This is a genomic window from Methyloversatilis universalis EHg5 (assembly GCF_000378945.1).
GTDB lineage: Bacteria > Pseudomonadota > Gammaproteobacteria > Burkholderiales > Rhodocyclaceae > Methyloversatilis > Methyloversatilis universalis_A.
Genome location: NZ_KB900539.1, coordinates 66,231 through 78,067, shown reverse-complemented (window position 1 = coordinate 78,067; position 11,837 = coordinate 66,231). Strand labels below are relative to the sequence as shown.

General features: G+C 66.0%; 14 protein-coding genes and 1 pseudogene. 13 read left to right on the top strand and 2 right to left on the bottom strand.

The features are described 5' to 3' along the window. Positions 1-360 precede the first annotated feature (360 nt). Positions 361-537, bottom strand: a complete 177-nt coding sequence (locus METUNV2_RS20060; RefSeq protein WP_018227528.1) for a transposase — start codon at positions 535-537, stop codon at positions 361-363. A 61-nt stretch (positions 538-598) separates the two neighbouring features. Here METUNV2_RS20060 and METUNV2_RS0100350 point away from each other — a divergent pair. From METUNV2_RS0100350 to dbpA, 13 genes and pseudogenes are all read left to right on the top strand, one after another. Further along, positions 599-817, top strand: a pseudogene (locus METUNV2_RS0100350) (transposase); the annotation flags it as partial. Positions 818-1,011: 194 nt separating this feature from the next. Continuing rightward, positions 1,012-1,770: a hypothetical protein gene (locus METUNV2_RS19770; RefSeq protein ID WP_157281232.1), complete on the top strand. Its 759-nt coding sequence runs from the start codon at positions 1,012-1,014 to the stop codon at positions 1,768-1,770. A gap of 37 nt (positions 1,771-1,807) precedes the next feature. Continuing rightward, a complete protein-coding gene (locus tag METUNV2_RS19765) occupies positions 1,808-2,293 on the top strand; it encodes a hypothetical protein (RefSeq protein ID WP_157281229.1) in 486 nt (161 codons plus the stop codon). A gap of 520 nt (positions 2,294-2,813) precedes the next feature. Further along, a complete protein-coding gene (locus METUNV2_RS0100345; RefSeq protein ID WP_018227526.1) occupies positions 2,814-3,524 on the top strand; it encodes a class I SAM-dependent methyltransferase in 711 nt (236 codons plus the stop codon). 18 nt (positions 3,525-3,542) lie between these two features. Next, the gene (locus METUNV2_RS0100340; protein WP_018227525.1) at positions 3,543-4,088 is read left to right on the top strand and encodes a DUF4256 domain-containing protein; all 546 of its coding nucleotides are present in this window, start codon (positions 3,543-3,545) and stop codon (positions 4,086-4,088) included. Between the two features lie 70 nt (positions 4,089-4,158). Next, the gene (locus METUNV2_RS0100335; protein WP_018227524.1) at positions 4,159-4,722 is read left to right on the top strand and encodes a dihydrofolate reductase family protein; all 564 of its coding nucleotides are present in this window, start codon (positions 4,159-4,161) and stop codon (positions 4,720-4,722) included. Positions 4,723-4,803: 81 nt separating this feature from the next. Then, complete coding sequence (locus tag METUNV2_RS0100330; RefSeq protein WP_018227523.1) at positions 4,804-5,394, top strand: transglutaminase-like domain-containing protein; 591 nt, start codon at positions 4,804-4,806, stop codon at positions 5,392-5,394. A gap of 116 nt (positions 5,395-5,510) precedes the next feature. Continuing rightward, positions 5,511-5,954, top strand: a complete 444-nt coding sequence (locus METUNV2_RS0100325) for an SRPBCC family protein (protein WP_018227522.1) — start codon at positions 5,511-5,513, stop codon at positions 5,952-5,954. Positions 5,955-6,001: 47 nt separating this feature from the next. Beyond that, positions 6,002-6,481: a HugZ family pyridoxamine 5'-phosphate oxidase gene (locus tag METUNV2_RS0100320; RefSeq protein ID WP_018227521.1), complete on the top strand. Its 480-nt coding sequence runs from the start codon at positions 6,002-6,004 to the stop codon at positions 6,479-6,481. A gap of 58 nt (positions 6,482-6,539) precedes the next feature. Further along, positions 6,540-6,869, top strand: coding sequence for a hypothetical protein (locus tag METUNV2_RS0100315; RefSeq protein WP_018227520.1), 330 nt, complete (start codon positions 6,540-6,542; stop codon positions 6,867-6,869). 4 nt (positions 6,870-6,873) lie between these two features. Then, positions 6,874-7,359 carry a DUF2127 domain-containing protein gene (locus tag METUNV2_RS0100310; protein ID WP_018227519.1) on the top strand — a complete coding sequence of 162 codons (486 nt, stop codon included), beginning with the start codon at positions 6,874-6,876 and terminating at the stop codon, positions 7,357-7,359. 71 nt (positions 7,360-7,430) lie between these two features. Continuing rightward, positions 7,431-7,943, top strand: coding sequence for a superoxide dismutase family protein (gene sodC, locus METUNV2_RS0100305; protein WP_018227518.1), 513 nt, complete (start codon positions 7,431-7,433; stop codon positions 7,941-7,943). Positions 7,944-8,041: 98 nt separating this feature from the next. Then, positions 8,042-9,448: an ATP-dependent RNA helicase DbpA gene (dbpA, locus tag METUNV2_RS0100300; protein WP_018227517.1), complete on the top strand. Its 1,407-nt coding sequence runs from the start codon at positions 8,042-8,044 to the stop codon at positions 9,446-9,448. A 259-nt stretch (positions 9,449-9,707) separates the two neighbouring features. On the opposite strand, the gene METUNV2_RS0100295 is transcribed toward dbpA, so the two are convergent. After that, positions 9,708-11,831 (bottom strand): TonB-dependent receptor, encoded by a 2,124-nt coding sequence (locus METUNV2_RS0100295; RefSeq protein WP_026187742.1) that lies wholly within the window; start codon positions 11,829-11,831, stop codon positions 9,708-9,710. Positions 11,832-11,837: the final 6 nt, after the last annotated feature.

Here is an 11,837-nt window from a genome sequence, read left to right as displayed (position 1 = left end):
GCCAATCGATACAAACGGCACGCATTTCGCTGCCGGAAGAGTTATCGGCGTTCGTCCCCGTGGGTGTGACCCGGTTGGCCAGGATGGGCGATCTGTCTCGTGGCAAGCGGTGGCGGGAGGGGGTGACTCTGCTCAGGGAGCCACAGCGAACGAAGCCCGGTCTGCCTTTCTTGCCAGCCGGGGTTGGGGGTCACCGTAGGCGGTGGCATCGCGCAGCACGCTGTAGCAGATGCGTGCGAGCTTGTTGGCTAGCGCGCACGCGGCCTTGTTGTGGTGGGTACGCGCCTGGATATTCACCGCCCACTGGCGTAGCGCGTCCAGCTAACGGTCGGCCCTGGCGGCGAGCGTGGCGGCTCTGAGTCAGGCGCGCGCGCCGTGCGTGAGCAGCATGCGCAGATACTTGTCGCCCTGCTTCGAGATGCGTCCGAGCTTGCGGGTCAATCCCGACGAGTGTTCGCGTGGCGTGAGCCCGAACCAGCTCGCGAAGTGGCGGGCATCCCTGAAGTGACTGACCGAGCCACCGGTGGCCGCCACCATCGCGGTGGCAGTGAGCAGCCCGATGCCGGGAATGGTGAGCAGCCGAGTCGAGCAGCAGTTTCATACCGATCAGATGAAGCAGCGCATCGATGCGGACAAAGCGCGCCAGATGATCCCCGCGCGCTTCGCCACCGTCGAGCCGGTGTTCGGCAATCTGCGGCACAACAAGCCCCTCTCCCGCTTCACGCTGCGCGGGCGGGAGAAGGTGGATGGGCAATGGAAGCTGTACTGCCTGGTGCACAACATCAAGAAGCTTGGGCACCACGGATACGCGAACTAGGTAAGCTTACGGACAAATCACGACGACGGCATCACACCAGTCACGGACAACGGCTGAAGACAGGAGACGGCGATGAAACGAAGATCGCAAGACTGAAATGACGATGAACGACTTCGAACCGGCCAAAGCCGGCAGCAACCGCATGCGCCGGAACGGGGTATTTCTACAGCATTTTTATCTTAAGCTGAAAAACAATGAAAAAACTTCTGCTTCTTGGATTTGCACTCACGCCCATTGAAAATGCGACTGCAGTTGTTGACCAAGTCCAACAACAGAATGCAATTTGCTACATAAAAACTAATGCCCCTGATCTAGTATTCGGTCAACTGCCGTTTTCCTGCAATGGGAAACCTGAGAAATTTGTGGCTCATGTAAAAAAGGAGATTAATTTTCTATCTCAGTCAAAGATCATTCCGAACTTTGATAAATGCCTAACCAGCCTGTTAGCGATAGAAAACATGACGAACATTGCAAGAGGCGTTTGGGATCTTCGGGACTCCCCAGTGATGTCTACTAATGCTGCAACAGCGTCAGCAATTTTGAACGCTTGCAAAAAAATTGAAGCCAATAACTCACCACAAACTGGCAACCCTTCTGTTCGCCAGAAAAGTAGTTCAACCGAAGCCTTTCCGAGCTACGTCACTAAGACTTGGTCATACAAGCCATTCTCAATATTGTCCACTAGACAAGACAAGCGCATGAGTGATGCTTACATTGCAAACTCATTCTTGTGCAAGACACCGACCGAGACGCTGCAAGCAACGATGGATTTGCTTCGAAACTACGACTTGGTCGATACAAGCAAGACAGATGGAACCTTGACAGTCACTTCATTTAGAGGTCTTCAGGACGGGAAAAACGTGACTGTTTCTTTGGCCGTTGATGAACAATCAAACCCAAGAGTGGTGAGATATATATTGGTTGACGGAATGCCCGCCCTCAATTGTCAATAAGCACACCCATCTTTCAGCTTGACATTCTAGAATCGCCATGCCTCAGTACGATTTAAATTTCGCAAAAAATCTTACCGATGTGTCGACAGCACTTCTCAATCAAGGGCTCGAAACACCGGAGGCTCGCAGAACAGTCATCTATCTAAGTCGCCTCTCAATGGAGCTGTCTTTGAAAGCTCTCCTTGAACTGGCGGGCAAACCCACACTTGAAATCAAAAGCCGTGGGCACGACCTTCAAGCACTACTCGCCGATGTCGAATCCTATGAGTTCGAAATGAAAATTTTTGATGACCAGTGGCATTCCGGAACAGAAATACGAAAATTAAATATTCCATACAACATTCACCAAATAGACATGGGAACAATCATTGAGGCCGAAAGGCATGGCGCTTCAAAGTTCCCGAACGAGATTCGATATGGAGATAACGTTCAGGATGTCGCTCCCGAAATTTTGACACCCGCGTCTTTAATATTGGCATCTTGGGCTCATCAATGCACGGGCAATGTGCGACGCAAATCATGACGCCTAACAATTCCCTCACGTCAATCGTTGTGCGTCATGAACTTCCCTAGTTGGCCATCGGAGCAAGAGCAAATCTGGCTACATGTGCTCACGAACGAAGCGCGTCGCGATCTGCTGTTCCTTTGGCATATCACCGAAAGCAGATTCGGTGGCCCCAGTTGTAAGCATTCAGAGTTGCCGGCGGCACTGGATCGAGTAGCTTCAAGCCTCATTGAGCACAGCTGCGTCGTTGGCTTCGGCGATCCAGATTCCGAAAACCGGCATATTCCAGTCGACCTCGCTGCCAGCACAAAAGCAGGGGGAAACGCTTTAGCGGAGAGATCCAGACAGGTTCCAGTTTCTTGTTTTTGCGCTGTGCGATTGAGGGCGCCTTGGTTCCAAACCCTCTGACAAGTCGGTTCGCGATGAAAATGACGCCCAACCCTCTCATCGAGAGGACATGCCCTGACAAGCCGGGTGCTGCCTCACATGTCAAACGTTGGACGTCCCCGCCCCACCTCCCACCCTTCGCCCCTCATCCATGAACCGCACCCAGCTTGAATCCACGTTCGACCGGCAGGCCGGCACCTACGATCAGCAGTGGGCGAAGCTGGCGCCGTTCAGGGACGGCATTCATCTGCTGATGGCGTCGGTCTTCACCCGTCTGCCGCAGGACGCGCGCATGCTGTGCGTGGGTGCGGGCACGGGTGCCGAGATCCAGTTTCTCGCCGAGCGGTTTACGGAATGGTCATTCGTGGCGGTAGAGCCGTCTCCGGGCATGGCGGAGGTTGCGAGGGCCCGCGCGGCGCAGCACGGCTTCAGCGACCGCTGCACCGTCCACACCGGTTATCTCGAATCGCTGCCGGCCGGCGAGCCGTTCGACTGCGCGGCCTCGCTGCTGGTGTCGCAGTTCCTGCTCGATCCTCACGAACGCGGCGCGTTCTTCCGGGAGATTGCAAGCCGGCTCAAGGCGGGCGGCGTGCTGGTCACGTCCGATCTGGCTTCGGACACCGGGGCGCCGCATTACGCCGGCCTGCTGGAGGTGTGGCTGCGCACGATGGCGGGGGCCGACCTCTCGCCTGACCGCGTGCAGCAGATGCGAGAGGCCTACGACAGGGACGTGGCCATCCTGCCGGGCCGGCGCGTGGAGGCGCTGATCGCGTCCGCCGGCTTCGATGCGCCGGTGCAGTTCTATCAGGCCGGCCTCATGCATGCCTGGTACTGCCGGGCGGCGCCTGCCCCTTCCACCTGAACCACGCCGGGGAATCCGATGACGCCACAGGAACGGGATCTGCTGCTCCACACCCTGAAGAATCGCTTCGACCAGCATCCGGACCGGCACACGGGACATGCCTGGGACGCGGTACTGGCCCGACTCGACGCCGCGCCGGCCGCGCTCGGGTCTCTGCTGCAGATGGAGGCCTCGGGCGGCGAGCCGGACGTGATCGGCTACGACGAGGCCTCAGGGCAGTACGTGTTCTGCGACTGCTCGGCAGAAAGCCCGTCCGGCCGCAGAAGCCTGTGCTACGACCGCGAGGCGCTGGATGCGCGCAAGGAAAACCGGCCTGCGGGCAGTGCGGTTGAAAGGGCGCGCGAGATGGGGGTGGCGCTGCTCGACGAAGCGCAGTACCGCCAGCTGCAGACCCTGGGGACGTTCGACCTCAGGACGTCGAGCTGGATCGACACGCCTGAGGACGTGCGCAGCCTCGGCGGCGCACTGTTCGGCGACCGCCGCTACGGCCGGGTATTCGTCTATCACAATGGCGCCCAGTCCTATTACGCGGCCCGCGGCTTCCGCGGCCTGCTGCGAGTATGAGGCCGCGCACAATGACCCGGCGCCGGACCCATACCCCCTGAACGTCACCCATCACCGGCCAGCCATTCGAATGAAAACCCAGTACTACACCGCCAGCAGTCTCGATGGCTTCATCGCCACCGAAGACGATTCGATCGACTGGCTGTTCCCGCTCGGCGACATCGATGACACCGGCTACCCGGCATTCATCGCCGGCGTGGGTGCGCTGGCGATGGGGTCGTCCACCTACGAGTGGATGCTGCGGCACGCCGAGACGGTCGCGGCGGAAACCGGATCGCCGTGGCCGTATGAACAGCCGGCGTGGGTGTTCTCCAGTCGCACGCTGCCCACGATACCGGGCGCCGATCTGCGCTTTGTCAGCGGTGACGTGCGGCCGGTACATGCCGCCATGCGCGCGGCGGCCGGAGACCGGAACATCTGGATCGTCGGCGGCGGCGATCTGGCCGGGCAGTTCCACGACGCCGGCCTGCTCGACGAAATCATCGTGCAGGTCGGCTCGGTGACGCTCGGCACCGGCAAACCGCTGTTTCCACGCCGGCTCACCCAGCCGCCTCTGCAGCTGCTTGCGGTGCGGCAGATGGGCAGCGGTTTCGCGGAACTGCGCTACCGGGTGCCGGCGAGCCGGGCCGACTGAGCGCGTCCCGCCCTGCCGCAGCATGACACCTGCCAGAATGACCGGCCGCTCACCCATCCCGGCCACCGGCCCGCTCACACGATGCACGCCTTTCTCGCCGCCAGCCGCTACATCGACTTCGATCATCCCGAGGTGCAGGCCCGCGCACGCAGCCTCGCCGCCGGTGCGGATTCCGAACACGCGCTGGTCCAGCGCTGTTTCGAATTCGTGCGGGACGACATCCGGCACAGCGTCGACTTCCGCCTGAACCCGGTGACCTGCCGGGCCTCGGACGCGCTGCAGCATCGCACCGGCTACTGCTACGCGAAAAGCCATCTGCTGGCAGCGCTGCTGCGGGCGAACGGCATTCCGGCCGGGCTGTGCTACCAGCGGCTGTCGGTCGGCGACCACGGCGCACCCTACTGCCTGCACGGCCTCAACGCGGTGTTCCTGAGCGACCACGGCTGGTACCGGCTGGATGCGCGCGGCAACAAGCCGGGCGTGGACGCGCGCTTCAGCCCGCCGGTGGAGGCGCTCGCCTTCTCGATCCACGAACCGGCCGAGCGCGACCTGCCGGAAATCTGGGCCGAGCCGCTGGCGGTGGTGACCGAGGTGCTGGAACGTTACGCGCGCTATGACGAGGTGCTGGCCCATCTGCCGGACGTGGTGCTGCTCGACCGGGCAGTCTGCTAGGCAGGTGGATCTTTCACCGCTGGTCGCCGCCGGCGGACTGTCGATTTCGGGCCTGCACTTTCGTCGACCCGATGTCGCCGGCTTCAGCCCGGCCCCTTCACACGAGGAGATGAACCATGTCCCGCACCATCCATCTGCACCGGGTGTTCCGCGCACCGCCGAACCGCGTGTGGCGCGCCTTCACCGACGCCGACGCGCTGGCGAAATGGCTGCCGCCCTACGGCTTCACCTGCACCGTCCATGAGCTGGACGCGCGCGTAGGCGGCCGTTTCCGCATGTCCTTCCGCAACTTCTCGAACGGCCAGGCCCACGGCTTCAGCGGCGAATACCTCGAACTGGTGCCGGACAGCCTGATCCGCTACACCGACGTGTTCGACGACCCGAATCTGCCGGGCGTGCTGGAAGTGACGGTGACGCTGCGCCCGGTGCTGTGCGGCACCGAGCTGAAGGTGGAGCAGGCGGGTATACCGGAGCCGATTCCGCTGGAAATGTGCCACCTCGGCTGGCAGGAATCGCTGGCCCAGCTCGCCACGCTGGTCGAGCCGGAGATTCCGGGCTGAGGCCGGCGCGGCGTTGACCGGCGCCGCCCGTGCCACAATCCGGCGCCATGAATGCCGAACAGACCGCAGCCCTGCGCCAGCTGCTGGCCAGCCAGCCGGTGGCCACACTCGCCACGCTGCACCGCGGTGACCCGGCGGTGTCCATGGTGCCGTACGCGCTGCTGCCGGACGGCCGCTTCATCATCCATGTGAGCGCGCTGGCCACCCACACCGCGGACATGAAGGCCCACCCGGCGGTCGCGCTGATGGTGACCGCGCCGGCTACGCCCGAGGTGTCGCCGCTTGCGCTGCCCCGGCTCAGCGTGCGCGGGCAGGCAGCGCCCTGCCCGCCGGACGTGCCGGAACATGCCGACGCGCGCGCGACCTATCTGGCGCGGCTGCCGGACGCCGAGCCGCTGTTCTCCTTCGCCGACTTCTCGCTGCTGCTGATCACCGTCGATTCGGCGCGCTGGGTCGGCGGCTTCGCCCAGGCGCAGTCGCTCACCGGCCGCCAGTTCGTCGCCGCGCTCGGCGCGGCCGCCGCCTGACACGCGGATACAGTGGCGCCACACCGCCCGCGGACACGCCCGGTATGATGGCCGCGCCATGACCGCCCCGCACGACAAGGAAATCCGCGACCACGAACTGACCATGCACGTGTTCACCGTGTCCGCCGGCATGGTGGGCGTGTGCCTGACCGCGATCGGCCTGCTGCGGCTGATCGCGTCGCAGACCCAGGTGCAGACCGTGGGCGACGACCTGCTGGCCATCGACGCGCTGGTGTTCGTGAGCTGTTCATGCCTTGCCTTCTGGTCGTTCAAGACCCGGCGGCCGGTGCTGCGACGGCGGCTGCGGGTCGCGGTCGACAGCCTCTTCCTGTTCGGCCTGGTGGCGATGGCGGCGATCTGTTCGGTCATCGCCTACGCCATTTTCTAGCGCCGTGAGCGCGCACGCTGGCCGCACCGTCCGCCTGATCGCGCTGTTCGAAGGCTTCAAGGGCGCGGTCGTGCTGCTGGCCGGCAGCGGCGTGCTGGCGCTGCTGCACCATGACGTGCATGCACTGGCGGCGACGCTGGTCGCGCACGCGCACCTGAATCCCGCATCGCATTACCCGCGCATCTTCATCGACGCGGCCAGCCGCCTCGATGATCCGCACCTGCTGCAGCTGGCCGCCGGCGCGGCCGCCTATGCCGCGCTGCGGCTGGCCGAAGCCTGGGGGCTGTACCACGGCCGGGCGTGGGCGGAAACGCTGGCGGCGGTGGGCGGGGCGATCTACCTGCCGTTCGAGCTGCAGCAGGTGATCGCCACCCGCGCCCCGCTGGCCATCGTGCTCTGCCTGCTCAACGGTGCGGTGGTGGCGGTCATGGTGGCCGCGCTGCTGCGCCGGCGTCTCGCACCGCTTTCTCCGCCCGCTTCGCCGCCATGACACTATGATCAGAACAGGCGCACGGCACGCTACCGTGTCCAACCACAGTGCGTACAACAGGAGATGACCCGATGAAGAAGACAGCCCTGGTGCTGATGCTGATGGCCGCCGGCGCGGCCTGTGCCGACACCGTCGTGCAGGTGAATCTGGTGGATGACAAAGGCGTTGGCGTGCCGGTCGGCAGCGTGACGATTTCCGAAAGCCGCTACGGCCTGGTGTTCACGCCGGCGCTGCAGGGTCTGGCGCCCGGTCTGCACGGCTTCCACGTGCATCAGAACCCGAGCTGCGACAGCGCGGAAAAGGACGGCAAGCGGGTGCCGGCGCTCGGCGCCGGCGGTCATTACGACCCGAAGGCGAGCAATGTGCATGGCGCGCCCTGGGGCGAAGGCCATCTGGGCGACCTGCCGCCGCTGTATGTCGATGCCGCCGGCAACGCGACCACCCCGGTGCTCGCCCCCCGGCTGACCGCTGCCGATGTGGCCGGCCGTTCGCTGATGGTGCACGCCGGGGGCGACAACCACGCCGACCACCCGGCCCCGCTGGGCGGTGGCGGCGCACGCGTCGCCTGCGGCGTCATCCGCTGAGCGACACCGCCGCGCGCGCTGCAGCCGTCCCGGAGCCCCGCTCCGGGCGGCGGCCGTCAAACAGCGGCGCGGCGGCGCCGGATCGCGGATAATCCGGCATGACCTCTGCCGCATCCCCCTCCCCCGATACCGCCTTCGACAGCCTGCCACTGTCGCCCGCCACCCTCGCCAACCTGAAGACGCTGGGCTTCGACGCCATGACGCCGGTGCAGGCCGCTGCGCTGCCGGTGGCGCTGGCCGGCCGCGACCTGATCGCGCAGGCGAAGACCGGCAGCGGCAAGACCGCCGCCTTCGCACTGCCGCTGCTGGCGAAGCTGAACACGCGCTGGTTCGCGCCGCAGGCGCTGGTGCTGTGCCCGACCCGCGAACTGGCCGACCAGGTGGCCAAGGAAGTGCGCCGGCTGGCGCGCGGCACCGACAACATCAAGGTGCTCACGCTGTGCGGCGGCACCAAGATCGGCCCGCAGGTCGACAGCCTGTCGCACGGCGCACACGTCATCGTCGGCACACCCGGCCGTCTGCTCGACCACCTCGAACGCGGCTCGCTCGACCTGCGCGGCATCAACACCCTGGTGCTGGACGAAGCCGACCGCATGCTGGACATGGGCTTCGTCGATGACATCGCCGCGGTCGCCCGCCAGTGCCCGCGCGATCGGCAGACCCTGCTGTTCTCGGCCACCTTTCCGGACGGCATCGAGCGGCTGGCCGCGCAGTTCATGCGCACGCCGCAGCGTATCGAGGTGGAAACCCGGCACGCCGAACAGACCATACGCCAGCGCTTCTTCGAGGTGGACGAGGCGCAGCGCCCGGCCGCGGTGCTGGCGCTGCTGCGTCATTACCGGCCGGTGAGCACGATCGCCTTCTGCAACACCAAGCGGCGCTGCCGCGAGGTGGTGAGCGCGCTGCAGGCCGCCGGCATCGAGGCGATCGAACTGTCGGGCGATCTGGAACAGCGCGACCGCGACCGCGCGCTGCTGCGCTTCGCCCAGCGCAGCGTGTCGGTGCTGGTGGCGACCGACGTGGCCGCGCGCGGGCTGGACATCGCCGGGCTGGACGCGGTGATCAGCGTCGAACTGACGCCGGACCCGGAAGTGCACGTGCACCGCATCGGCCGAACCGGCCGTGGCGACGCGGAAGGCGCCGCCTGGTCGCTGGTGGCGCCCTTCGAGCAGGTGCGCGCGCAGCGTATCGAACAGGCCGAGGGCCGGCCGCTGGAATGGGGCGCGCTGGCCGATCTCAGCCCGGCCAGCGAGGCGCCACTGGTGCCGCCGATGGCCACGCTGCAGATACTCGGCGGCCGCAAGGAAAAGATCCGTCCGGGCGACGTGCTCGGCGCCCTCACCGCCTACGCCGGCTTCGCCCGCGAACAGATCGGCCGCATCGACGTGACCGACTACCTCACCTTCGTCGCGGTCGACCGCAGCATCGCGAAAGAGGCGGTGCTCAGGCTGGACGGCGGCATGGTGAAGGGGCGCTATGTGAAGGTGAGGGTGGTGGACGAGTAAGCGACGCGCCCGCTTCTTTTCACCGCAGCCATCGCGGCGAGGGCGCCGCTCCCACCAGACACGCGCGGCCGTCACCCGGTGGGCGCGGCGTACGACTCACCGGAGTCTCTGTTCCACGATCCAATCGCGGCGGGGGCGCCGCTCCCACAGAGTCTGAGCAGGCAGTGGTGCCGGTTCTCGTGGGAGCGGCGCCCTCGCCGCGATGCGGCGTTCGATCAAGCGCAGGTTCGTTCCGTAACGCCTGCGCCGCGAAGCCCGCTCAGAACCGCGCATTCACCGTCAGCCGCAGGCTGCGCGGCTCGACCGGGTGGATGTGGCGGTCGTCGGTGCCGGCCAGCGGCTCGCCCGGCAGACGCGAGGTATAGAAGTACTCGATGTCGTTGTCGCGGCGGTCGAACAGGTTGAACACGTCGAGCATGACGCGCAGGTCCTGCCGCACGCGGTAGCCGACGCGCAGCACGGTGAGCGTGGTCGGGTCGGAGCGCACCGAGTTGTCCTCGATCAGCGCGCGGGCGCCTACGTGGCGCAGCTGCACGTGGCCGAACCAGCCGGCGGCCAGCGGGTTGTCTTCGGTCAGGCTCACGCCGGCTGCCAGCACGGTGCCGGCGGCGCCCGGCACGTGGTCGCCGGCCGGGTCACGGTCGGTGAAGCGGGCGCGCGACAGCGCGACGTCGAGGTCGAGCAGCAGCCAGGGGCGCGGCGTCCAGCGGTTGTTCCACTCGATGCCGCTGCGCCGGCTGGCGCGGTTGGGCTCGGTTTCGCCGGCGTCGCCGACGAACAGCAGTTCGGAATCCAGCTTCAGCGTCCACAGCGCGAGCGAGCTCTGCAGGCCGGGCAGCACTTCGCTGCGCACGCCCAGTTCGCCGCCGCGGGTGCGCACCAGCGCATCGACCGGATCGGCCGGCAGGCCGCCCTTGGCGGTGAGCCGCGCGGTGGTGCCGCGCGCGTCGTTGCTGTGGAAGCCCTGGCCGTAGTTCACGAAGTACTCGGTGTCGGCCCACGGCCCGAACACCAGCGACAGCTTGGGCGAAGCGATGTGGTCCGAGGTGTCGCCGCTGTTGGCGGCGATCGAGCTGGCGACGTCGAACTGGAAGCGATCGATGCGCAGGCCGGCCAGACTGCGCAGCCAGGGCGTCCATTGCACGCTGTTCTCGCCGTACAGGCCGACGCTGGTCTGACGCACCCGGCTTTCCTGGATGACCCCGGTGGTGGCGCGCGCCACGGTCGAGTACAGGCCGACCGGCGCCAGCCGGTCGTGGCGCATCTGCACGCCCAGCGTGTTGGTCATGGCCCGGCCGGCCAACTGGCCGTCCCAGCTGCGGCTCAGTGCGAAACCGAATACCGAACGCTGTTCCGACTGCCTGAACTGGTCGCCGTCGACCGGGTTTTCCAGCGCGTAGGTGAAGTTGGACCACAGATCGAGTTCAGAGCGGATGGCGTAGGCGCTGAAGCGCAGCACGCCGTCGTCGCGCAGGCGCTGGCCGTCGAGCGACAGGCTGTAGCGCTGGGTCTTGCCGCCATCGGTCGGGTCGACCGCGCCGTAGCGGTCAAGCTGGCCGGCCCGCAGCGCGCGCAGCGGAATCTGGTCGGTGGAATCCCAGCGCGCGCTGTAGGCCATGGCGGTGACCGAAGTGGTGTCGGCCCCCTCGCCCAGCGTGTAGCGCAGTACGCCGTTGATGCGGCGGAAATCTTCCGGGTTCTGCCACGGGCCGTCGGCGCTCGACGTTTCGAGCGCGTACAGCAGCGTGCCGGCGCCGACGGCGTGCGCGTTCATCAGCAGGCCGCGCCGGTAGCCGTCACCGCCCAGCGTGGCTTCGGCCGTGCCGTAGGCGGTGCGGTCGCGCAGCTTGAGCCGGGCCGAACCGGCGGACGAGAAATCGCCGTCCTCGGCGAAATACGGGCCCTTGCGGTAGTCGATGCGCTCGACCAGTTCCGGAATGAGCCAGTTCAGGTCGGCATAGCCGTGGCCATGCGCGTGGGTGGGCATGTTCACCGGCATGCCGCCGACCCAGGTCGCGAAGTCGGTGCCGTGGTCGAGGTTGAAGCCGCGCAGGAAGTACTGGTTCGCCTTGCCACCGCCGCTGTGCTGCGTGACGATGAGACCGGGCACGAATTCCAGTACCTCAGCCGGGCGCTGGGTGGGGCGGTTCTCGATCAGTCGCGCGGTGGCCGTGCCCTGGCTGGCGGCGTCCGACGTGCCGACCGCGTTGTCATAGTGGCCCTCGACCGTCACCGGGTCGACGTGGTGCGCGGCCGGCGCCGCCTCGTGCGCCAGCGCGGTGCCCCAGGCACCCGCAAGGGGCAGGCACAGCGCGGGCAGCAAATGTCGTCGTGCGGGGGCCGGCCTGCGGCGCGGTGCGGTATTCGTCCCGGAGTGGTTCATGGCGTC

Bases quoted from the DNA above. Each gene is read 5' to 3' on its own strand.
- METUNV2_RS0100330 (WP_018227523.1), top strand. From the start codon at position 4,804: ATGCACGCCTTTCTCGCCGCCAGCCGCTACATCGACTTCGATCATCCC.
- METUNV2_RS20060 (WP_018227528.1), bottom strand. From the start codon at position 537: ATGGTGGCGGCCACCGGTGGCTCGGTCAGTCACTTCAGGGATGCCCGC.
- METUNV2_RS19770 (WP_157281232.1), top strand. From the start codon at position 1,012: ATGAAAAAACTTCTGCTTCTTGGATTTGCACTCACGCCCATTGAAAAT.
- METUNV2_RS19765 (WP_157281229.1), top strand. From the start codon at position 1,808: ATGCCTCAGTACGATTTAAATTTCGCAAAAAATCTTACCGATGTGTCG.
- METUNV2_RS0100335 (WP_018227524.1), top strand. From the start codon at position 4,159: ATGAAAACCCAGTACTACACCGCCAGCAGTCTCGATGGCTTCATCGCC.
- METUNV2_RS0100315 (WP_018227520.1), top strand. From the start codon at position 6,540: ATGACCGCCCCGCACGACAAGGAAATCCGCGACCACGAACTGACCATG.
- METUNV2_RS0100340 (WP_018227525.1), top strand. From the start codon at position 3,543: ATGACGCCACAGGAACGGGATCTGCTGCTCCACACCCTGAAGAATCGC.
- METUNV2_RS0100325 (WP_018227522.1), top strand. From the start codon at position 5,511: ATGTCCCGCACCATCCATCTGCACCGGGTGTTCCGCGCACCGCCGAAC.
- dbpA (WP_018227517.1), top strand. From the start codon at position 8,042: ATGACCTCTGCCGCATCCCCCTCCCCCGATACCGCCTTCGACAGCCTG.
- sodC (WP_018227518.1), top strand. From the start codon at position 7,431: ATGAAGAAGACAGCCCTGGTGCTGATGCTGATGGCCGCCGGCGCGGCC.
- METUNV2_RS0100320 (WP_018227521.1), top strand. From the start codon at position 6,002: ATGAATGCCGAACAGACCGCAGCCCTGCGCCAGCTGCTGGCCAGCCAG.
- METUNV2_RS0100345 (WP_018227526.1), top strand. From the start codon at position 2,814: ATGAACCGCACCCAGCTTGAATCCACGTTCGACCGGCAGGCCGGCACC.
- METUNV2_RS0100295 (WP_026187742.1), bottom strand. From the start codon at position 11,831: ATGAACCACTCCGGGACGAATACCGCACCGCGCCGCAGGCCGGCCCCC.